Source organism: Streptomyces sp. CB02980, assembly GCF_014451325.2.
GTDB lineage: Bacteria > Actinomycetota > Actinomycetes > Streptomycetales > Streptomycetaceae > Streptomyces.
In genome coordinates this window covers 86894-106533 of the sequence record NZ_JACSCH020000016.1, presented here as the reverse complement: position 1 = coordinate 106533, position 19640 = coordinate 86894, and the positions used below count along the sequence as shown (strand labels likewise).

At 69.8% G+C, this 19640-nt stretch carries 22 protein-coding genes, 1 tRNA gene and 2 riboswitches; of the genes, 16 read left to right on the top strand and 7 right to left on the bottom strand.

The features are described from left to right. The first annotated feature begins 153 nt into the window (after positions 1 to 153). The 8 genes from E0F75_RS29260 (at position 154) to E0F75_RS29230 (ending at position 6691) form a co-directional block, all read left to right on the top strand. Positions 154 to 1581, top strand: a complete 1428-nt coding sequence (locus tag E0F75_RS29260) for an amino acid permease (protein WP_229313959.1) — start codon at positions 154 to 156, stop codon at positions 1579 to 1581. A gap of 123 nt (positions 1582 to 1704) precedes the next feature. Continuing rightward, positions 1705 to 2133, top strand: coding sequence for a Mov34/MPN/PAD-1 family protein (locus E0F75_RS29255; RefSeq protein WP_229313958.1), 429 nt, complete (start codon positions 1705 to 1707; stop codon positions 2131 to 2133). Continuing rightward, positions 2127 to 2260: riboswitch (cobalamin riboswitch) on the top strand. Its footprint overlaps the gene before it by 7 nt. Before the next feature lie 41 nt (positions 2261 to 2301). Further along, the gene (locus E0F75_RS29250; protein ID WP_229313957.1) at positions 2302 to 3291 is read left to right on the top strand and encodes an ABC transporter substrate-binding protein; all 990 of its coding nucleotides are present in this window, start codon (positions 2302 to 2304) and stop codon (positions 3289 to 3291) included. Continuing rightward, entirely contained in the window at positions 3288 to 4421 is a 1134-nt protein-coding gene (locus E0F75_RS29245) for an iron ABC transporter permease (RefSeq protein WP_229313956.1), read from the top strand. Before E0F75_RS29250 ends, E0F75_RS29245 begins: the two co-directional genes overlap by 4 nt. Beyond that, entirely contained in the window at positions 4418 to 5203 is a 786-nt protein-coding gene (locus tag E0F75_RS29240) for an ABC transporter ATP-binding protein (RefSeq protein ID WP_229313955.1), read from the top strand. Before E0F75_RS29245 ends, E0F75_RS29240 begins: the two co-directional genes overlap by 4 nt. Positions 5204 to 5247: 44 nt before the next feature. Next, positions 5248 to 5364 (top strand): putative leader peptide, encoded by a 117-nt coding sequence (locus E0F75_RS40770; protein ID WP_315986240.1) that lies wholly within the window; start codon positions 5248 to 5250, stop codon positions 5362 to 5364. Positions 5365 to 5456: 92 nt separating this feature from the next. After that, complete coding sequence (locus E0F75_RS29235) at positions 5457 to 5735, top strand: MoaD/ThiS family protein (protein ID WP_229313954.1); 279 nt, start codon at positions 5457 to 5459, stop codon at positions 5733 to 5735. Between the two features lie 5 nt (positions 5736 to 5740). Then, a complete protein-coding gene (locus tag E0F75_RS29230) occupies positions 5741 to 6691 on the top strand; it encodes a PLP-dependent cysteine synthase family protein (RefSeq protein WP_229313953.1) in 951 nt (316 codons plus the stop codon). Positions 6692 to 6749: 58 nt separating this feature from the next. Here E0F75_RS29230 and E0F75_RS29225 read toward each other — a convergent pair whose 3' ends face one another. Beyond that, positions 6750 to 7259, bottom strand: a complete 510-nt coding sequence (locus E0F75_RS29225) for a type II toxin-antitoxin system PemK/MazF family toxin (RefSeq protein ID WP_229313952.1) — start codon at positions 7257 to 7259, stop codon at positions 6750 to 6752. Between the two features lie 203 nt (positions 7260 to 7462). Between E0F75_RS29225 and E0F75_RS29220 the strand changes: the two genes are divergently transcribed. After that, positions 7463 to 8215 (top strand): MBL fold metallo-hydrolase, encoded by a 753-nt coding sequence (locus E0F75_RS29220; RefSeq protein ID WP_229313951.1) that lies wholly within the window; start codon positions 7463 to 7465, stop codon positions 8213 to 8215. A 102-nt stretch (positions 8216 to 8317) separates the two neighbouring features. Here the strand turns inward: E0F75_RS29220 and E0F75_RS29215 are convergent, their stop codons facing one another. Then, positions 8318 to 9583, bottom strand: coding sequence for a PTS transporter subunit EIIC (locus E0F75_RS29215; protein ID WP_229313950.1), 1266 nt, complete (start codon positions 9581 to 9583; stop codon positions 8318 to 8320). Positions 9584 to 9871: 288 nt separating this feature from the next. After that, on the bottom strand, positions 9872 to 11170 hold the full coding sequence (locus E0F75_RS29210; RefSeq protein WP_229313949.1) for a PTS transporter subunit EIIC: 1299 nt from the start codon (positions 11168 to 11170) through the stop codon (positions 9872 to 9874). Between the two features lie 197 nt (positions 11171 to 11367). Between E0F75_RS29210 and E0F75_RS29205 the strand changes: the two genes are divergently transcribed. The 4 genes from E0F75_RS29205 to rdgB all read left to right on the top strand — a co-directional run bounded on the left by E0F75_RS29205 (position 11368) and on the right by rdgB (position 13523). Then, positions 11368 to 11640, top strand: coding sequence for a PTS glucose/sucrose transporter subunit IIB (locus tag E0F75_RS29205; RefSeq protein WP_308189620.1), 273 nt, complete (start codon positions 11368 to 11370; stop codon positions 11638 to 11640). Positions 11641 to 11712: 72 nt separating this feature from the next. Beyond that, entirely contained in the window at positions 11713 to 12444 is a 732-nt protein-coding gene (gene rph / locus E0F75_RS29200) for a ribonuclease PH (protein ID WP_229313948.1), read from the top strand. A 60-nt stretch (positions 12445 to 12504) separates the two neighbouring features. Further along, positions 12505 to 12912, top strand: a complete 408-nt coding sequence (locus tag E0F75_RS29195; RefSeq protein ID WP_229313947.1) for a hypothetical protein — start codon at positions 12505 to 12507, stop codon at positions 12910 to 12912. Between the two features lie 8 nt (positions 12913 to 12920). Continuing rightward, a complete protein-coding gene (gene rdgB, locus E0F75_RS29190) occupies positions 12921 to 13523 on the top strand; it encodes an RdgB/HAM1 family non-canonical purine NTP pyrophosphatase (RefSeq protein ID WP_229313946.1) in 603 nt (200 codons plus the stop codon). A gap of 54 nt (positions 13524 to 13577) precedes the next feature. Here rdgB and E0F75_RS29185 read toward each other — a convergent pair. The 3 genes from E0F75_RS29185 to bcp all read right to left on the bottom strand — a co-directional run bounded on the left by E0F75_RS29185 (position 13578) and on the right by bcp (position 15934). Further along, a tRNA-Leu gene (locus E0F75_RS29185) sits at positions 13578 to 13661 on the bottom strand. Positions 13662 to 13846: 185 nt separating this feature from the next. After that, complete coding sequence (gene proP, locus E0F75_RS29180) at positions 13847 to 15346, bottom strand: glycine betaine/L-proline transporter ProP (RefSeq protein WP_229313945.1); 1500 nt, start codon at positions 15344 to 15346, stop codon at positions 13847 to 13849. A gap of 114 nt (positions 15347 to 15460) precedes the next feature. Further along, on the bottom strand, positions 15461 to 15934 hold the full coding sequence (gene bcp / locus E0F75_RS29175) for a thioredoxin-dependent thiol peroxidase (protein WP_229313944.1): 474 nt from the start codon (positions 15932 to 15934) through the stop codon (positions 15461 to 15463). Positions 15935 to 16086: 152 nt separating this feature from the next. Between bcp and E0F75_RS29170 the strand changes: the two genes are divergently transcribed. From E0F75_RS29170 to E0F75_RS29160, 3 genes are all read left to right on the top strand, one after another. Beyond that, positions 16087 to 16407, top strand: a complete 321-nt coding sequence (locus E0F75_RS29170; protein ID WP_073913470.1) for a DUF3618 domain-containing protein — start codon at positions 16087 to 16089, stop codon at positions 16405 to 16407. Positions 16408 to 16453: 46 nt separating this feature from the next. Continuing rightward, entirely contained in the window at positions 16454 to 16792 is a 339-nt protein-coding gene (locus E0F75_RS29165) for a co-chaperone GroES (protein WP_229313943.1), read from the top strand. A 49-nt stretch (positions 16793 to 16841) separates the two neighbouring features. Further along, positions 16842 to 16911, top strand: a riboswitch (guanidine-III (ykkC-III) riboswitch). Between the two features lie 33 nt (positions 16912 to 16944). Beyond that, entirely contained in the window at positions 16945 to 17265 is a 321-nt protein-coding gene (locus tag E0F75_RS29160) for a multidrug efflux SMR transporter (RefSeq protein WP_093800677.1), read from the top strand. On the opposite strand, the gene E0F75_RS29155 is transcribed toward E0F75_RS29160, so the two are convergent. After that, positions 17259 to 19541 (bottom strand): transglycosylase domain-containing protein, encoded by a 2283-nt coding sequence (locus tag E0F75_RS29155; RefSeq protein ID WP_229313942.1) that lies wholly within the window; start codon positions 19539 to 19541, stop codon positions 17259 to 17261. The two genes, E0F75_RS29160 and E0F75_RS29155, sit on opposite strands and share 7 nt — an antisense overlap. Positions 19542 to 19640 lie beyond the last annotated feature (99 nt).

Here is a 19640-nt window from a genome sequence, read left to right as displayed (position 1 = left end):
CACGACCGCTCGGGGACGCCACCCCTGTCCCCGAGGGCGCTTTGACCGGCTGACCGCCGGTAGCACTCCATCCACATCCGGGGGGATCAGGATCTGATCCGCGGCAGACGCACTCGCAGTCGCGCGGATCAGCATGGAGAAAGGCGCATCACCATGACCTCTGTGCAGGTCGACAAGCAGCACGACGGCACCGACGGGGCCGTGGACGGCGGCGAGGGCTACCAGCGTGGCCTCGGCGCCCGGCAGATCCAGATGATCGCGATCGGCGGTGCCATCGGCACCGGCCTCTTCCTCGGCGCCGGCAAGGCCATCGCCAAGGCGGGGCCCAGTCTGATCCTCGCGTACGCCATCGCGGGCCTGGTCATCTTCTTCATCATGCGCGCCCTCGGCGAGCTCCTCATGTACCGCCCCGTGTCCGGCTCCTTCGCGGAGTACGCACGGGAGTTCGTCGGCCCGTTCTGGGGCTTCGTGACCGGCTGGACGTACTGGCTCTTCTGGGTCGTCACCGGCATCACCGAAGTCACCGCCGCGGCCACCTATATGACGTACTGGTGGGATATCCCGCAGTGGATCTCCGCGCTGGTCTTCACGTTCGTCCTCTACGGCGCCAACCTGATCTCCGTGAAGCTCTTCGGTGAGCTGGAGTTCTGGTTCTCCATGGTCAAGGTCACCGCCATCATCGGCATGATCCTGATCTGCGCCGGCATCCTCACCATCGGCTTCTCCGACGCCGGCGACACCGCCTCCGTGACCCACCTGTGGGACCAGGGCGGCTTCTTCCCCACCGGCATCGGCAACACGCTGATGACCCTGCAGATCGTCATGTTCGCCTTCCTCGCGGTCGAGCTGGTCGGCGTCACCGCCGGCGAGTCCAAGGACCCGAAGACCGTCCTGCCCAAGGCCATCAACACCGTGCCGTGGCGCATCGCCGTCTTCTACGTCGGCGCGCTGATCATGATCCTGTCGGTCGTCCCGTGGACCGAGTTCCAGCCGGGCGTCTCGCCGTTCGTCGCCGCCTTCGAGAAGATGGGCCTCGGCGTCGGCGCCGCCGTCGTCAACTTCGTGGTGCTGACCGCCGCCCTGTCCTCCTGCAACTCGGGCATGTACTCCACCGGCCGCATGCTGCGCGACCTCGCGCTCAACGGCCAGGGCCCGAAGGCCTTCACGAAGCTCACCAAGAGCGGCACCCCGCTGCTCGGCCTGACCTTCTCGGCCTCGCTGATGCTGGTCGGCGTCTGGATCAACTACGTCGCCCCGGGCAAGGCCTTCGAGTACGTCGTCTCCTTCGCCACCATCTCCGGCATGTGGGCCTGGATCATGATCCTGGTCTGCCAGATCCGCTACCGGGCCAAGGCCAACCGCGGCGAGCTCCCCGAGTCCACCTTCAAGGCCCCGGGAGCCCCGTACACCAGCTGGTTCGCGCTCCTCTTCATCGGCATGGTCATCGTGATGATGGGCATCGACGAGGGCGCCCGGGTCTCGCTGTACGCCGCCCCGGTCTGGGGTCTCATCCTCGGCGTCTCCTACCTGGTCCTGAAGGCCCGCAACCCCGAGGGCGCCGCCTTCGCCAAGCGGTCCTGACCGGACCCCACGGGCGATCGCCCCGGACCGTCCCCAAACGGCTCTGACCTCGATCGTCTCGGCATGCGGGCCGTTTCGTACCACTCCCCGGTACGGAACGGCCCGTCGGCTTATCCTGTCGGCATGCTGACCATCACCCGGGCCCTGTACGACCAGATCGTGGAACACTCCCGCGCGGACCACCCCGACGAGGCCTGCGGCGTGGTCGCGGGCCCGGTCGGCACCGGCCGCCCCGAGCGGTTCATCCCGATGCTCAACGCCGCCCGCTCGCCCACGTTCTACGAGTTCGACTCCGCGGACCTGCTCAAGCTCTACCGCGAGATGGACGACCGGGACGAGGAGCCCGTCATCGTCTACCACTCGCACACCGCGACCGAGGCCTACCCGTCCCGCACGGACATCTCGTACGCCAACGAGCCGCAGGCCCACTACGTCCTCGTCTCCACCGCGGACAGCGACGGCGCCGGCCCCTTCCAGTTCCGCTCCTTCGCCATCGTCGAGGGCGTCGTGACCGAGGAAGAGGTCAAGGTCGTCGAGGAGTACGACGCCTGAGACACTGACCGGGACCTACGGGCGGCAGGAGCCAGGAAGCCGGTGTGAATCCGGCACGGTCCCGCCACTGTGACCGCCTCCCGAGGGAGACGGAAGCCAGGAACTGACCTGCCGCCTTCCCACCACCGATCGGGGACGTGGAAATCCCCGGAGGAGGCACGTTCCGTCATGTCCCGGCCCCGCCGCGCCCGGCTGCCCCTGGCACCCCTGCTGTCCGCCGCCGCTCTGCTCCCGCTGCTCGCCGCCTGCTCGGCCCCCGCGACGGAGACCCCCGCGGCCAAGGCCGCCCCGGGATTCCCGTACACCGTCTCCAACTGCGGTGTGAAGAACACCTTCAAGGCCCCGCCGAAGCGCGCCGTCACCATGAACCAGCACGTCACCGAGGTCATGCTCGCCCTCGGCCTGGAGAAGTCCCTCGTCGGCACCGCCTACCTCGACGACGCGATCCTCCCCGCCTACAAGAAGGCGTACGACTCCGTCCCCGTCCTCGCGAAGGAGTACCCCTCCAAGGAGGCCCTGCTCGCCGCCGCCCCCGACTTCGTGTACGGCGGCTACTCCTCCGCCTTCACGAGCAAGGACGGCCGGAGCCGCGACGACCTGAAGCGCGCGGGCATCGACACCCGGCTCAACACCGAGTACTGCCCGTCCGGTTCGCCCTCCGTCGACGACCTCTACCGCGAAGTCGACGAGATCGGCCGGACGTTCGGCGTCCCCGACCGGGCCGAGAAGTGGGTCCGGGAGGCGCGGACCACCGTCGCCGCCACCGAGAAGCGCCTCAAGGGCACCGCGCCCGTCTCCGTCTTCGTCTACGACAGCGGCGACAAGACCGCCTTCACCGCCGGCGGCAAGGGCATCGGCAACGAGCTCATCACCCGCGCCGGCGGCCGGAACGTCTTCGCCGACCTCGACAAGGCCTTCGGCGACGCCACCTGGGAACAGGTCGTCGCCCGCAAGCCCGAGGTCGTCGTCATCTACGACTACGGCTCCACCACCGTCGAACAGAAGAAGAAGCGGCTCCTCGACGACCCGGCCCTCAAGGACGTCCCCGCGATCAAGAACCGCCGGTTCTCCGTGATGCCGCTCTCCGACACCGTCCTCGGCGTCCGCGTCCCCGCGGCCGTCGACAAGCTGGCGGCCCAGCTCCACCCGGCCCGATGAAGCCGGGCACCCGCGCCGCGGGGGCCGTGCGGTCCGGGCCGTCCGCCCGGTCCGCGCGGCCCGGTGCCGGGCGATCGGGTCCGCCCCTGCGGGCGGGTGGCGGGACGCTGCGGTACGCGGTCGTCGTCGCCGCGCTCCTCCTCGCCCTGGCCGCCGCCGCGACCGCCTCGCTCGCCCTCGGCTCCGTCCGCATCCCGCCCGGCCAAGTCCTCGACGTCCTCACCGGACGTGCCGCCGACCCCTCCCCGTACCGCACGATCGTCCTCGACGTACGGCTGCCCCGGGTCCTGCTCGGCGCGGTCGTCGGCGCCGGGCTCGCCGTCGTCGGCGCCGTCCTCCAGGCCCTCGTCCGCAACCGGCTCGCCGACCCCTTCCTCCTCGGGATCTCCTCCGGCGCCTCCGCCGGAGCCGTCCTCGTCCTGGTCGCCGGCGGGGGAGTGGGCCTCGTGGGAGGCGTGACCACCACGCTCGCCCTGCCCGCCGGCGCCTTCGCGGGCGCCCTGCTCGCCCTCGTCCTCGTCTACGGGCTCGCACGCCGCGGCTCCACCCTGACCAGCACCCGGCTCGTCCTCGCCGGAGTAGCCGTCTCCTACATCCTGTCCGCGCTCGCCACCCTGCTCCTGGTCGTCGCCGGACGCCCCGAGCAGTTCCAGGAGGCCATGTACTGGTCCCTCGGCGGCCTCGGCAGCGCCCGCTGGGACACCCTGGCCCTGCCCGCCGCCGTCCTCGCCGTCGGCGTCGGCGCCCTCCTCACCCTCGCCCGCCCGCTCGACCTGCTCCTCGTCGGCGAGGAGGGCGCCACCGTCCTCGGCCTGGACACCGCCCGCTTCCGCGCCGCCGTCTTCGTCCTCGCCTCCCTCGTCACCGCCGTCATGGTCGCCGCCAGCGGAGCCGTCGGCTTCGTCGGCCTGATGGCCCCGCACGCCGCCCGGCTGGCCGTCGGCGCCCCGCACCGCCGGCTCCTCCCGGTCGCCGCGCTCGGCGGAGCGCTCGCCCTGGTCCTCGCCGACCTCGGCGCCCGGACCGTCGCCGCACCCCAGGACATCCCCGTCGGCGTCCTCACCGCCCTCACCGGCGGCCCGTTCTTCCTCTGGCTGATGCGCCGCCGCCCGGAAGGAGCACCGCTGTGACCGAACTGACCCTGCACGGCCTCTCGTACGAGAACCGGCTCCGCTCCGTCGACCTGACCGTCCGCCCGGGCGAGACCGTCGGCCTCATCGGACCCAACGGCAGCGGCAAGACCACCCTCCTGCGCTGCGTCTACGGCACCCTCACCCCCACGGCGGGCCGCGCCCTCCTCGACGGCGACGACCTCCACGCCCTCGGCCCCAAGGCCCGCGCCCGCCGCGTCGCCACCGTCCCCCAGGACAGCGCCCTCGAGTTCGAACTCACCGTCGGCGAACTCGTCGCCCTCGGCCGCTCCCCGCACAAACGGTTCTGGGAGGGCGACACCGGCGCCGACCGGGAGCGCGCCCAGGACGCCCTCGCCCGCGTCGGCCTCGCGGACCTCGCCGACCGTCCGTACCCCACCCTCTCCGGCGGCGAACGCCAACGCGCCCTGGTCGCCCGCGCCCTCGTCCAGGACCCGGCCCTCCTCGTCCTCGACGAACCCACCAACCACCTGGACATCCGCCACCAGCTCGACGTGCTCGCCCTCGTCCGTACCCTGGGCACCACCAACCTGCTCGCACTGCACGACCTCAACCTGGCGGGGGCGTACTGCGACCGGATCTACGTCCTGGAGCGCGGAAGGCTCGTCACCGGCGGTACACCCGCCGAGGTCCTCACCCCCGCCCTCCTGGAGGCCGTCTACGGGGTGGATGCCGAGGTCATCCCGCATCCGAGGACGGGGAGCCCCACCGTCCTCTTCCAGCACCGTCCGGCAGTCGGGCAGGAATCATCCACCATGTGAGATCACATTCCGAAACCCGGACCGGGAATCGATACGATGAGCCCATGGTTTCCCACGACGTGAGCGAAGAGACTCCGGGCACAGTCCTGCTCGTCGCGCGCCTGCACGTCGACCTGTGCCGCCTCGCCAGCGCGATCTGTTCGTCCCGCGCTGCGCTCTGAGCGACCGGCCGAGCGCACTTACGTACGACCCCCCTCCGCGCGGGGGCCCCAGCAGCGCGCCCATCACGCCACTTCCGACAGGAGCCCACGCCATGGCCATCGAGGTCCGCATCCCGACCATCCTCCGCACCTACACCGACGGCCAGAAGGCCGTCGAGGGCAGCGGCGGCACCCTCGCCGAGCTCTTCGCCGACCTGGAGTCCCGCCACACCGGGATCGAGGCCCGCATCGTCGACGACGGCAAGCTCCGCCGCTTCGTCAACGTCTACCTCAACGACGAGGACGTCCGCTTCCTCGACGGCATCGACACCAAGCTCACCGACGGCGACAGCGTCACGATCCTGCCGGCCGTCGCCGGTGGCATGGTCTGATCCACATGCGCTACGACTCCTCGCTGGCGGCGGTCGGCAACACGCCGCTCGTCCGCCTCCCCCGGCTCTCGCCCTCGGACGACGTCCGCATCTGGGCGAAGCTGGAGGACCGCAACCCGACCGGCTCGGTCAAGGACCGCCCCGCGCTCCACATGATCGAGCAGGCGGAGAAGGACGGCCGCCTCACCCCCGGCTGCACCATCCTGGAGCCGACCAGCGGCAACACCGGCATCTCCCTGGCCATGGCGGCCAAGCTCAAGGGCTACCGCATCGTCTGCGTCATGCCCGAGAACACCAGCGAAGAGCGCCGCCAGCTGCTCTCCATGTGGGGCGCCGAGATCGTCTCGTCCCCCGCGGCGGGCGGATCGAACACGGCGGTACGCGTCGCCAAGGAGATCGCGGCGGAGAACCCGACCTGGGTGATGCTCTACCAGTACGGCAACCCGCACAACGCGGGCGCCCACTACGCCACCACCGGCCCCGAGATCCTCGCCGACCTGCCCTCCATCACCCACTTCGTGGCGGGCCTCGGCACCACCGGCACCCTCATGGGCGTCGGCCGCTACCTGCGCGAGCAGAAGCCCGACGTCAAGATCGTCGCCGCCGAGCCGCGCTACGACGACCTCGTCTACGGCCTCCGGAACCTCGACGAGGGCTTCGTGCCGGAGCTGTACGACGCCTCCGTCCTCACCACCCGCTTCTCCGTCGGCTCCGCCGACGCGGTCACCCGCACCCGCGAACTCCTTCAGCAGGAGGGCATCTTCGCGGGCGTCTCCACGGGCGCGGCCCTGCACGCGGCCATCGGCGTCGGCAACAAGGCGGTGAAGGCGGGCGAGAGCGCGGACATCGCCTTCGTCGTCGCCGACGGCGGCTGGAAGTACCTCTCGACCGGCCTCTACACGGCCAAGACGACAGAGGAAGCCATCGCAGCAGTCCAGGGCCAACTCTGGGCGTAAGCCCCCCGCGCCCAGGCTCCTCATGCCTGAACCCGCACCCCGAAGGGCCCGCGAAGCGCTAACGCGCCAGATGGCGGACCTGGTCCCAAAGGACCGGGTCCGCCATCCCCGCTTTCCGCCGGAATTCCGAAACCGGCACCTCCCGAAGCTCATCCGTCTCCAAGAAGCTCGGCCGCCCCTGCGCATCCCCCACCGCACCCGGCGGCAGCGCGATCACCCCCGGCCGCTCGTCGTGGTACTTGCTGGTGATCTTGGCGACGAGCGCGCTGTCCCCCCGTACCGACAGCACGAGACAGGGCCGGTCCTTCGACCCGGGCCCGTCCTCGAAGGGCACGTCCGCCCACCAGATCTCCGCGGCCCGCGGCGACCGCGACGGAGCCTTCCGCGGCCCGGTGGGCCGACCGGGCGGCCGGGTCGACGGCCGGGTCCGTCCCGACGGGCCTCCCGACGGACGTCCCGACGAACGTCCCGAGGGGCGGCGCGACGACCGCCGCCACCCGTCGGCGAGCGCCACCACCAGTGCGATCACCACGACCGCGACCAGCGCGGGCCACCACGACGTGTCCATACCTCAAGACGGTACCGGCGCGCGCCTCACTCCGCCGACGCGGCCCGCCATCCATCCGAACCGGTGACAGAGCCCGTGAGTTCGCCCACAACGGGCCACCGCAAAGGAGCGACAGGCCCTGGAGCGCCTTACGCTCGACAGACCGCACAGCCTCCCCCTTCCTCAGCGCGCTTTCCGTATCCGTCCACGGAGGTTCACGCTCCATGAAGCTCACTGTCGTCGGTTGCTCCGGGTCGTTCCCGTCCGCGGATTCGGCCTGTTCGAGCTACCTCGTCGAGGCCGACGGCTTCCGGCTGCTCCTCGACATGGGCAACGGCGCCCTGGGCGAGCTGCAGCGACACATCGGTCTGTACGACCTCGACGCGATCTTCCTCAGCCATCTGCACGCGGACCACTGCATCGACATGTGCGGATACTTCGTCGCCCGCTACTACCGGCACGAGGGCGGACGCTGCGACGCGATCCCCGTCTACGCCCCGGAGGGCGCCGAGCAGCGCCTGACCACGGCGTACGCGGACACCCCTTCGCCCACCTCGATGAGCGAGGTCTTCGACTTCCGCACCCTGAAGTCGGGCGCCTTCGAGATCGGCCCGTTCTCCGTCCGTACGGAGAAGGTGTGCCATCCGGTCGAGGCGTACGGCATCCGGGTCGAGCACGACGGCCGCTCGCTGACGTACTCCGGGGACACCGGGGTCTGCGAGTCGCTGCACAAGCTCGCCGAGGGCACCGACCTCTTCCTCTGCGAGGCCTCCTTCACCCACGGCAAGGAGGACATCCCGGCCCTCCACCTCAACGGCCGCGAGGCGGGCGCCGAGGCGACCCGCTCGTCGGTGGGCCGGCTCGTCCTGACCCACATCCCGCCGTGGACGGACGGCGAGCAGAACCTGGCGGACGCCCGTCGGGTGTACTCGGGCCCGTCGGAGCTGGCGAGACCGGGCGCGGTCTACGAGATCTGAGGCCGTCCCCCGGCGACGGGCGGGCGGTGACGGGAAGCGCGACAACGGGAAGGGCCCCGGAACCGTACGGTTCCGGGGCCCTTCCGTGCTGCGGGGTGAGGCTCACGCCTTGGTGAGGTCCTCGAGCTCCTCGTCGGACTCGCGGCCCGGCGTCGGGAGGTTGAACTTGGTGATCGCGAAGCGGAAGACCACGTAGTAGATCGCCGCGAAGACGAGACCGATCGGGATGATCAGCCACGGCTTGGTCGCGAGGTTCCAGTTCAGCAGGTAGTCGATACCGCCGGCCGAGAAGGTGAAGCCCGCGTGGACACCGAAGGCCCAGGTGACGGCCATGGACACGGCGGTCAGGACGGCGTGGATCGCGTACAGGACCGGCGCGATGAACATGAAGGTGAACTCGATCGGCTCCGTGATGCCGGTGACGAAGGAGGTCAGCGCGAGGGAGACCATCATGCCCATCACGGCCTTGCGGCGCTCGGGGCGAGCGGCGTGGGCGATGGCGATGGCGGCGGCCGGGAGGCCGAACATCATGATCGGGAAGAAGCCCGACATGAAGATTCCGGCGCTCGGGTCACCGGCGAAGAAGCGGTTGAGGTCACCGTGGACGACCTCGCCGGCGGCGTTGGTGAAGTCACCGATCTGGAACCAGGAGACGGTGTTCACGAACTGGTGCATGCCGACGGGGATCAGCGCGCGGTTGATGAGGCCGAAGAGGCCGGCGCCACCGGCGCCGAGGCCGGTCATCCACTCGCCGAAGCTGGAGATGCCCTCACCGATGGGCTCCCAGACCAGACCGAAGACGACACCGACGGCGGTGCCGACGAAGGCCATGATGATCGGGACGAGACGGCGGCCGTTGAAGAAGCCGAGCCAGTCGACCAGCTTGGTGCGGTGGAACTTCTGCCACAGGACCGCGGAGAGCAGACCCATCAGGATGCCGCCGAGGACGCCCGGGTTGTTGAACGTCGCGGCGACGTCGACACCCTTGTTGGCGGTCGTGTTGACGACGGCGTCGGTGATGGGGAAGGCCTTCAGCACGTTGCTGTAGACCAGGAAGCCGACGAGCGCGGCCAGAGCGGTGGAGCCGTCCGCCTTCTTGGCGAAGCCGATGGCGACACCGATACAGAAGAGCAGGGGCAGGTTGTCGAAGACCGCGCCGCCGGCAGTGGCGAAGACGGAGGCGACCTGGTCCCAGCCGAGTCCGTCCTTTCCGAAGACGTCGGGCTGGCCGAGACGGAGCAAGATACCCGCGGCCGGCAGCACGGCGATCGGCAGCTGCAGGCTGCGACCGACCTTCTGCAGGCCCTGGAACAGGCCGGATCCGCGCTTCTTCGCGGGAGCGGCGGCCTGGGCGGTGGCCGTACTCATCAACTTCCTCCAGTAAGGCAAGGCGCCGCCAGAGGACAGTGAAAAGGGGGGACGGCGACGTCTCGTGGAACGCGGTGGTCTGGACCGCGTGGTCTACACCAATGAGTGGTGTAGACCAGTTGTAGCACGTGAGACTTAGATAAGGAACCTGCGAATTCTGTGCGCTCAGCCATAGCTGGAAATGCACGACATAAGGCCCCCGGACCGTCAGGTCCAGGGGCCTTTCGCGGGTCTTACGGGAGGGGCGAAAGCCCCGAAACGGTCAGGCTCTGCAGGGTGACCGCAGCGCTACTTGACGTTCTCCCGCTCCATCTCGTCCCCGACCTCGTCAGGCTCGCGGCCGGGCGTCGGGAGGTTGAACTTGGTGATCGCGAACCGGAAGATCGCGTAGTAGACGACCGCGAACGCGAGACCGATCGGAATGATCAGCCACGGCTTCGTCGCGAGGCCCCAGTTGATCACGTAGTCGATCAGGCCGGCCGAGAAGCTGAAGCCGTCCTTCACGCCGAATGCCCAGGTCACGGCCATCGACACACCCGTGAGGACGGCGTGGACCGCGTAGAGCAGCGGGGCGATGAAGAGGAACGAGTACTCGATCGGCTCGGTGATGCCGGTGACGAACGAGGTCAGTGCGACCGACAGCATCATGCCGCCGACCTCCTTGCGCCGGTGCGGCTTCGCGCAGTGGGTGATCGCGAGCGCCGCCGCCGGAAGCGCGAACATCATGATCGGGAAGAAGCCCGTCAGGAACTGGCCGGCGTTCGGGTCGCCCGCCAGGAACATCGGGATGTCGCCGTGGACCACCGAGCCGTCCGGCTTCTCGTACGTGCCGAACTGGAACCAGATCGGCACGTTCAGGAACTGGTGCAGGCCGATGACGAGCAGTGCCCGGTTCGCCAGACCGAAGATGCCCGAACCCCACGAGCCGAGTCCGACCAGCCAGTCGCTGAAGTTCTCCAGACCGTCACCGATCGGCGGCCAGATCCACAGGCACAGCGCGGCGAACGCGATCGCCACGAACGTCATGATGATCGGGACCAGGCGGCGGCCGTTGAAGAAGCCCAGCCAGTCGACCAGCTTCGTCCGGTGGTACCGCTGCCACAGGTACGCGGTGAGCAGGCCCATGACGATGCCGCCGAAGACGCCGGGGTTCTGGTACGTGTAGCCCGCGAAGGAGTCGTCGACGCCGAGGCAGCCGCCGCTGATGTCCTTCGTGCCCTCCGGGCAGTCCTTCGGGAACTGACGCAGCACCGTGTAGTAGACGAGGAAGCCGACGACGGCCGCGAGCGCGGTCGAACCGTCCGACTTCTTCGCCATGCCGATCGCGACGCCGATGCAGAAGAGGAGCGGCAGCCCCAGACTGCCGTCGAGAAGTGCACCGCCGGCGCCCGCCATCACCTTGGCGACGTTGTCCCAGCCGAGACCGTCCGCGCCGAACACGTCAGGCTGCCCGAGCCGGTTGATGATGCCCGCGGCCGGGAGGACGGCGATGGGGAGCTGGAGGCTGCGGCCCATCTTCTGGAGCCCCTGGAAGAGTCCGCCCCACACGGACTTCTTCGGCTGCGCCGCAGCGCTGTCGGTACTCATCGGCGTCCTCCCTGCCCGGAACAAGCCGGGTCCGCGTCTCGTTGCACACTGGTGTAGACCAGTTGCGATAGGCTCCCCGGAGCCCGCTGAGGACAGGCCGCCGGTGATCGTCATCTTTCGACAGAACGGCGGCACTCGCTCGCGAAGTTGGGCCAACCGTGGGTTACCGTGACAAAGCGGACCACAGGTGCGCCGAGATTCGCGTACGCGCGAACGGAACGGACAGGGAGAAACACATGGCCAGCAAGGCTGAGAAGATCGTCGCCGGGCTCGGCGGCATCGAGAACATCGAAGAGGTCGAAGGCTGCATCACCCGCCTGCGCACCGAGGTCCTGGACCCGTCCAAGGTCGACGAGGCCGCCCTCAAGGCCGCCGGCGCCCACGGCGTCGTCAAGATGGGCACCGCGATCCAGGTCGTCATCGGCACCGACGCCGACCCGATCGCCGCCGACATCGAAGACATGATGTAAGCAGCCGCATCGGCTGAAGGGCCCGTTCCGGCAGGGGAACGGGCCCTTCGTGTGTCCCGCTAGGCTCGTCCCATGTCTCGTATCGACGGCCGTACCCCCGAACAGCTCCGCCCCGTCACCATCGAACGTGGATGGAGCAAGCACGCCGAGGGCTCCGTCCTCATCTCCTTCGGCGACACCAAGGTCTTCTGCACCGCCTCCGTCACCGAAGGCGTCCCGCGCTGGCGCAAGGGCAGCGGCGAAGGCTGGGTCACCGGCGAGTACTCCATGCTCCCGCGCGCCACCAACACCCGCGGCGACCGCGAATCCGTCCGCGGCAAGATCGGCGGCCGCACCCACGAGATCTCCCGCCTCATCGGCCGCTCGCTGCGCGCCGTCATCGACTACAAGGCGCTCGGCGAGAACACCATCGTCCTCGACTGCGACGTCCTCCAGGCCGACGGCGGCACCCGCACCGCCGCCATCACCGGCGCGTACGTCGCCCTCGCCGACGCCGTCACCTGGGCCCAGGGCAAGAAGCTCGTCAAGGCCGGCCGCAAGCCCCTCACCGGCACCGTCGGCGCCGTCTCCGTCGGCATCGTCGACGGCGTCCCCCTCCTCGACCTCTGCTACGAGGAGGACGTCCGCGCCGACACCGACATGAACGTCGTCTGCACCGGCGACGGCCGCTTCGTCGAGGTCCAGGGCACCGCCGAGGCCCAGCCCTTCGACCGCGAAGAGCTCAACGCCCTCCTCGACCTCGCGTCCGGCGGCTGCGCCGAACTCGCCGAGATCCAGCGCAAGGCCCTCGAAGGAACCCTCTGACCCCACACTGCGTCCTGACGGGCGGGCAGCCGGGTACGATCCGTGCGCCCGCCCGTCCGCATGTACGTATCTGGGGGAGGACCCGCCTTGAAGCGCCGTCTCGCACTCGCCGTGGCCACGGCCGCCGCACTCGCCACCGTCCTGAGCGGCTGCGGAGCCCTCGACAAAGCAATGGACTGCGTCAAGACCGCCGACGCGATAGCCACCTCGGTGAGCAACCTTCAGCAGGCGGTCTCCAACGCCTCGAACGACGCCACCCAGATCGAGGAGTCCCTCAACTCCATCTCCACGGAACTGGGCAACCTCAAGAACTCCACGGACAACGCGGACCTCTCCAAGGCGGTCGACGACCTCACCAAGGGCGTCGACACCGTCCGCACCGCCGTCAAGAACGGCGACACCACGCCGGACATCACCCCCATCACCGACGCGGCCACCGAGATCGGCAAGGTCTGCACCCCGGGATAATCGGTGACATGACCCGTCTGATCCTCGCCACCCGCAACGCGGGCAAGATCACCGAACTCCACGCGATCCTCGCCGACGCAGGTCTCGACCTGGAACTCGTCGGCGCGGACGCGTACCCGGAGATCCCCGACGTCAAGGAAACCGGCGTCACCTTCGCCGAGAACGCCCTCCTCAAAGCCCACGCCCTCGCCCAGGCCACCGGCCTGCCGGCGGTGGCCGACGACTCCGGCCTGTGCGTCGACGTCCTGAACGGCGCCCCCGGCATCTTCTCGGCCCGCTGGTCGGGCACGCACGGCGACGACCGCGCGAACCTGGACCTCCTCCTCGCCCAACTCTCCGACATCGCGGACGAACACCGCGGCGCCCACTTCGCCTGCGCGGCGGCCCTGGCACTGCCCGACGGCACGGAACGCGTCGTCGAAGGCACGATGCCGGGCACCCTCCGCCACGCCCCCGCGGGCACGAACGGCTTCGGCTACGACCCGATCCTCCAGCCGAAGGGCCACGAGGTGACCTGCGCGGAACTGACCCCGGCGGAGAAGAACGCGATCAGCCACCGCGGCAAGGCGTTCCGGGCACTGGTGCCGGTGGTGAAGGAGCTGCTGGGCTGAGAGCCGCATACAGACGGCCTGCGAATCGATCCTTCGATTCGCAGGCCGTTATTGTGCGGCGGAAGGGATTCGAACCCTCAAGCCCGATCAAGGGCCACAGATCCTAAGTCTGCTGCGTCGCCATTGCGCCACCACCGCTCGCTGCGTGTCATCGTACCGGGCGCCACCCCGGCACCACATCGTGGTGGTCGCATGGCAGTTCGGGTTGCGCGGTGCGTGGGGCGACGCCTCCTCGACGAGGAGTTCCGTAGCGGTTCCAGCGCCTCCGTCGGCGTCCGCGACTCCCGTGCGGTCCGTTACGGCGGCGGGGGGCGAGAGGGGGGTCAGAACCTCGGTTCCGGGGCCTGGGACATCACCATCTCGGCTGCTTCCTCCGGGGTCTCCACCGACGGTGGGGAGCCCTCCAGGGGTTGTCGGGCCGTCTCCTTCATGCAGGCGACCGCGATCACTCCGACGAGCGCCGCGCCCATCGCGTAGTACGCCGGCATCAGATTGCTGCCGGTCGCGCCGATGAGGGCCGTGATCACCAGCGGGGTCGTCCCGCCGAACAGCGACGCCGACAGGTTGTAGCCCACCGACAGGGAGCCGTAACGGACGTCCGTCGGGAAGAGCGCCGGGAGCGCCGCCGACATCGTGCCGAGCAGGCAGACCAGCGACAGACCGAGCATCAGCATGCCCGCCGTGATCGCGGGTACGCCGCCCTGGCCGATCAGCAGGAACGCGGGCAGCGACAGGAGGAGGAAGCCCAGCATGCCCGCCATCAGTACCGGCTTCCGCCCGAAACGGTCGTTCAGACGGCCGACCTGAGTGATGATCAGCATCAGCAGGGCCATCACGAGCAGCAGGATCAGCAGGCCGTGCGTCTCGCTGTAGCCGAGCTCGTCGGAGAGGTACGTCGGCATGTACGACAGCAGCATGTAGTCGGTGATGTTGTACGCGCCGACCAGCGCGATGCACAGGATCAGCGTCGGCCACTGCTGCCGGAAGATCTTCGCCAGGTCGCCCTTGGTGGAGATCTCCACCGCGTCCGCGGCGTCGGAGGCGCGTGCCGAGTCGCTCTCCAGTCTCTGGAAGGCGGGCGTCTCGTCGAGCCGCAGCCGCAGATAGAGGCCGACGAGGCCCAGCGGGCCCGCGACCAGGAACGGCACGCGCCAGCCCCATGCCTCCATGGTGTCGGAGCCGAGCCAGCCGGTGAGCGCGGTCACCAGGCCCGCCGCGCCGACGTAGCCCGCCAGGGTGCCGAACTCCAGGAAGCTGCCGAAGTAGCCCCTGCGGCGGTCGGGGGCGTACTCGGCGATGAACGTCGAGGCGCCGCCGTACTCGCCGCCGGTGGAGAAGCCCTGGAGCATCCGGAAGAGGACCAGGAGGACCGGCGCCCAGAAGCCGATGGAGGCGTACGACGGGATCAGGCCGATCGCGAAGGTGCCGACGGCCATGAGGATCATCGTCAGTGCGAGGACCTTCTTACGGCCCAGCCGGTCACCCATCGGGCCGAACACCATGCCGCCGAGCGGGCGGACCAGGAAGGCGACCGCGAACGTGGCGAAGGACGACAGCAGCTGGACGGTGTCGTTGCCCGACGGGAAGAAGACATGGCCGAGGGTGACGGCGAGATAGGCGTAGATGCCGAAGTCGAACCACTCCATGGCATTGCCCAGCGAGGCCGCCTTCACGGCCCGCTTGACGGCCGCCTCGTCGGTGACCGTGATGTCGGTGCGCCGCAGCCTGGGCTGCCGTCGCCGGGTGACGGCCTTGAACAGCTGCGGATGACGCCTCCGGGCCTCGGGATCGGCGACGGGCCCGTCGCGGTCTGTGGCCGGCATGGCCGTACGTCCTCTCTCCGGGGAAAACTCCAGAGGACCTTCTGCACGGTCATGCCGTTCACAAACGGAAGTCGCCCCGGATTGGGACGTCCGTCACGTCGCCGGGGCGGCGGTTCAGCCCGCGATGGCGAGGTCCCTGAGGATCTTGGCCACGTGGCCCGTCGCCTTCACGTTGTAGAAGGCGTGCTCCACCTTGCCGTCCTCGTCCACGACGACCGTCGAGCGGATCACGCCCGTCACCGTCTTGCCGTACAGCTTCTTCTCGCCGAAGGCGCCGTACGCCTCCAGGATCTCCTTCGACGGGTCGCCGACCAGCGTGACCTTCAGGTTCTCCTTCTCACGGAACTTCGCCAGCTTCTCCGGCTTGTCCGGCGAGACGCCGATGACGTCGTAGCCCGCCGCCGCAAGGACGTCCAGGTTGTCCGTGAAGTCGCACGCCTGCTTCGTGCAGCCGGGCGTCAGCGCCGCCGGGTAGAAGTAGACGATGACCTTGCGGCCCTTGTGGTCCGCGAGGGAGACCTCGTTGCCGTCCGCGTCGGGCAGGGTGAAGGCGGGGGCGGTGTCGCCGGGCTGCAGTCGCTCGCTCATGGCTGGCTCTCCTCGGGATGGTTCGCGTACGCATTCAGAGCCTAATGGGGGTCGGGGACAGCCCGGCGGCGAGAGAGCTGACAGACTGTCCACAAGGACCGATCAACGACCGGATCACGACCCACCCGGATCACGACTACGGAGGCAGCGCGGTGTCGGAGGCCAGGACCCCTGCGCAGATCGAGGCGGACATCGTCCGCCGGCGCGAGCAGCTCGCCGTCACTCTCGACGAGATCGGCATTCGGATGCACCCGAAGACGATCATCGGGGACGCGAAGGCCAAGGTCGCCTCGACGGTCGACCAGACCGCCGGACGCGCCTTCGTCGCCGTCAACCGGGTCGTCTCGGACGTGAAGGCACGTTTCACCCATGAGGACGGCGCCCCCCGCCTGGAGCGCGTGGTGCCGGCGGCGCTCGTCGCCGTCGCGGTCATCGGGCTGCTCGCGGCCTCCTCCCGCAAGGGAAAGGGATGACGCCTCCCCGCCTCGGGTGCCGCACCCGGGCAGGTAGGTTCACACCGTGAGCGAGAACACGCACGACAAGCTGCCCATCCGGATGCTCCACGACCGCGTCCTGGTCCGCACCGACTCCCCGGAGGGGGAGCGGCGCTCCGGGGGCGGCATCCTGATTCCGGCGACCGCCGCCGTCGGCCGTCGCCTTGCCTGGGCCGAGGTGGTCGCGGTCGGTCAGAACGTCCGGACCGTCGAGATCGGCGACCGGGTGCTGTACGACCCCGAGGACCGCGCCGAGGTCGAGGTGCGGGGCGTGGCGTACATCCTGATGCGGGAGCGTGATCTGCACGCGGTGGCCGCGGACCGGTTCCAGGGGACGACGGACTCGACCGGGCTGTATCTCTGACCCCATGTGCCTCGGAAGGCCTTGGTGACCATGGTCACCAAGGCCTTCCGCCGTTTTTTGCTAGCCTGGAGACACCCGACGAGACGCGCCGTACCGGGATTCCGACAAGACGACGCACCCCTGTTGTTCCGTCTCGCGGAGGTGTTGTCGTCATGGCCTGGGTTCTTCTTGTGGTCGCGGGTCTGCTGGAAGTCGGCTGGTCGATCGGGATGAAGTACACCGACGGTTTCACGCGACTCTGGCCCAGCGTGTTCACCGGGGCGGGGATCGTCGCCTCGATGGTGCTGCTGTCGCACGCCGCGAAGACCCTGCCGATCGGTACGGCGTACGGCGTGTGGGTCGGTATCGGCGCGGCCGGTGCGGCGGTGCTCGGCATGGTGGTGCTGGGTGAGCCGGCGACCGCCGCCCGGATCTTCTTCGTCTGTCTGCTGCTGGTCGCCGTCGTGGGTCTGAAGGCGACCTCGGGTCACTGACCGGGGGTGCCACGAGGCGGCCGGGGGCCGCGCGACGCCGCTCCCGGGCCCGCCTCGCCCAGCTCGTACGACTCCTCAGGGGCCTCAGGAGCAACTGAGGCCTCAGGGACAGTGGAGGCGTCGGGGGCATTCGAGGCGTCGGGCGCAGCCGAGGTGTCAGGAGCACCAGAGGCATCAGGGGCGGCGGAGGCGGCAGCGGCATCCGCGGCATCCGGGGCATCGGGTGCCGGCGGGACCGGCGGCGGCTCCTCCGCCCCCGGCATCAGCTGGAGTTCGAAGTCCCGCGGGGTCGTTCCCGCCAGTGCCTCGCGGGTGAACTGGGCCCAGATCTCGGCGGGCGTCCCGCCCCCGTTGATCCGGGGCTGTCCGAGTGCGCCGTACAGCGGTTCCTGCCGGCCCGACTCGGGGTCCTGGCCCATCAGGGCGACGACCGTGGCGAGTTCCGGGGTGTAGCCGGCGAACCAGGCGGCCTTGTCGTCCTCCGCCGTGCCCGTCTTGCCGGCGGCGGGGCGTCCGACGGCCTGCGCGGCCGTTCCCGTACCCGTCTCGATGACGCTCCGCAGGACGGCCGTGGTGGTGTCGGCGGCCTCCCGGCTCACCGCCTGCCGGGACGCCGGGGTCGGTACGGCCATCTCCTGGCCGTCCCTGCTGACGCCCTCGACGAGGGAGTACCCACCGTGCCGGCCGTGCGCGGCGAGGGTCGCGTACGCCGTCGCCATGTCCAGGACACTCGCCGTGGCCGCGCCGAGCGCGATGGAGGGGGAGGCGGTGAGGTCGGGGGTGGAGCCGGGCAGGCCGAGGTCGACGGCGGTGCGGCGTACGTGCCCGGGGCCGACGTCGACGGCCATCTGGGCGTACACGGCGTTCACCGACAGGTCGGTCGCGGCGCCGACGGCGATCTCGCCGTAGCTCTCGTCGTCCTCGTTGGCGGGGTCGTACGGGGTGCCGTTCCAGCCCTCGACCGGGCGCCGGTTGCTTCCGTCGTACACGGTGTACGGGGTGATCGGCTCGCCCTGCTGGGTCTGGGCGCCGCTCTGGACGGCGGCGGTGAAGACGAAGGGCTTGAAGGTGGAGCCGACCTGGTAGTCGCGCCGGGTGGCGTTGTTGACGTACTGCTGCGTGTAGTCGACGCCGCCGTACAGGGCGAGGACCTTGCCGCTCGCCGGGTCGATGGCGGCCGCGCCGACCCGTACGTAGCGGTCGGCGGGGGCGTTCGCCGGGTCGAGCTTGGACATGACCCGCGCCTCGACGGCCTGGACGAGCGCGTCCTGCTTGGTGGGTTCGAGGGTGGTGGTGATGCGGAAGCCGCCGCCGGCGAGGGTCTTCTCGTCGACGATCCCGTGCTCGGTCAGGTACTCCTCGACGGCCTGGACGAGGTAGCCGCGCTGGCCGGAGAGGCCGGTCGCGGGGCGGGCGGTCTGGGGGATGGGGAAGCGGGTGGCGGCGCGGTCGGCGCGGCTGAGCCAGCCTTCGGTGACCATGCCGTCGAGGACGTAGTTCCAGCGGGCGACGGCCTTGGCGCGGTTCTCGGGGTGGGTGGTGACGTCGTAGGCGCTGGGGGCCTTGAGGACGGAGGCGAGGTACGCGCCCTCGGCGGTGTCGAGGTCCTCGACGTCCTTGCCGTAGTAGGCGCGGGCGGCGGCCTGGAGGCCGTACGCGTTGCGCCCGAAGTAGCTGGTGTTCAGGTAGCCCTGGAGGATGTCCTCCTTGCTCTTCTCGCGGCCGAGCTTGATCGCGATGAAGAACTCCTTCGCCTTGCGGGTGAGGGTCTGCTCCTGCCCCAGGTAGTAGTTCTTGACGTACTGCTGGGTGATGGTGGAGCCGGACTGGCGGCCCTTGCCGGTGACGGTGTTCCAGGCGGCGCGGACCATCGCCTTGGGGTCGACGGCGCGCGAGGTGTGGAAGTCGCGGTCCTCGGCGGCGAGGACGGCCTGCCGGACGGTGAGGGGGACGCGGTCGAGCCGGATGTTCTCGCGGTTGACCTCGCCGTCGCGGGCGAGGGTGCTGCCGTCCCGGTAGAGGTAGACGTTGGACTGGGCGAGGGCGGCGGAGTTGGCGGGCGGGATCTCCACCAGGAGGTACCCGGCGGCGAAGGCGCCGACGAGCAGCAGGGTGCCGAGGAGCAGGAGCCCGAAGAGGGTGCGCAGGGGGCGGCGGGGACGGCGCTTCGGCTTGCGCGAGGGGGGAGTGGAGAGGGTGGGGTCCCTCGGCTCCCAGCCCGTGGGGCGGGCCGGCCGGGGGGCGTCGGAGTCGCTCGTACCGGAGGAAGGGGGCATGGCAAGCCATATTGCCCCTTAGGGGGCGAAACTCCTGAATGCGACCCGAAGGTGACGGGAAATCCGGTCGCGGCGCGAGGGCGCCCTTCGCTAGGGTCG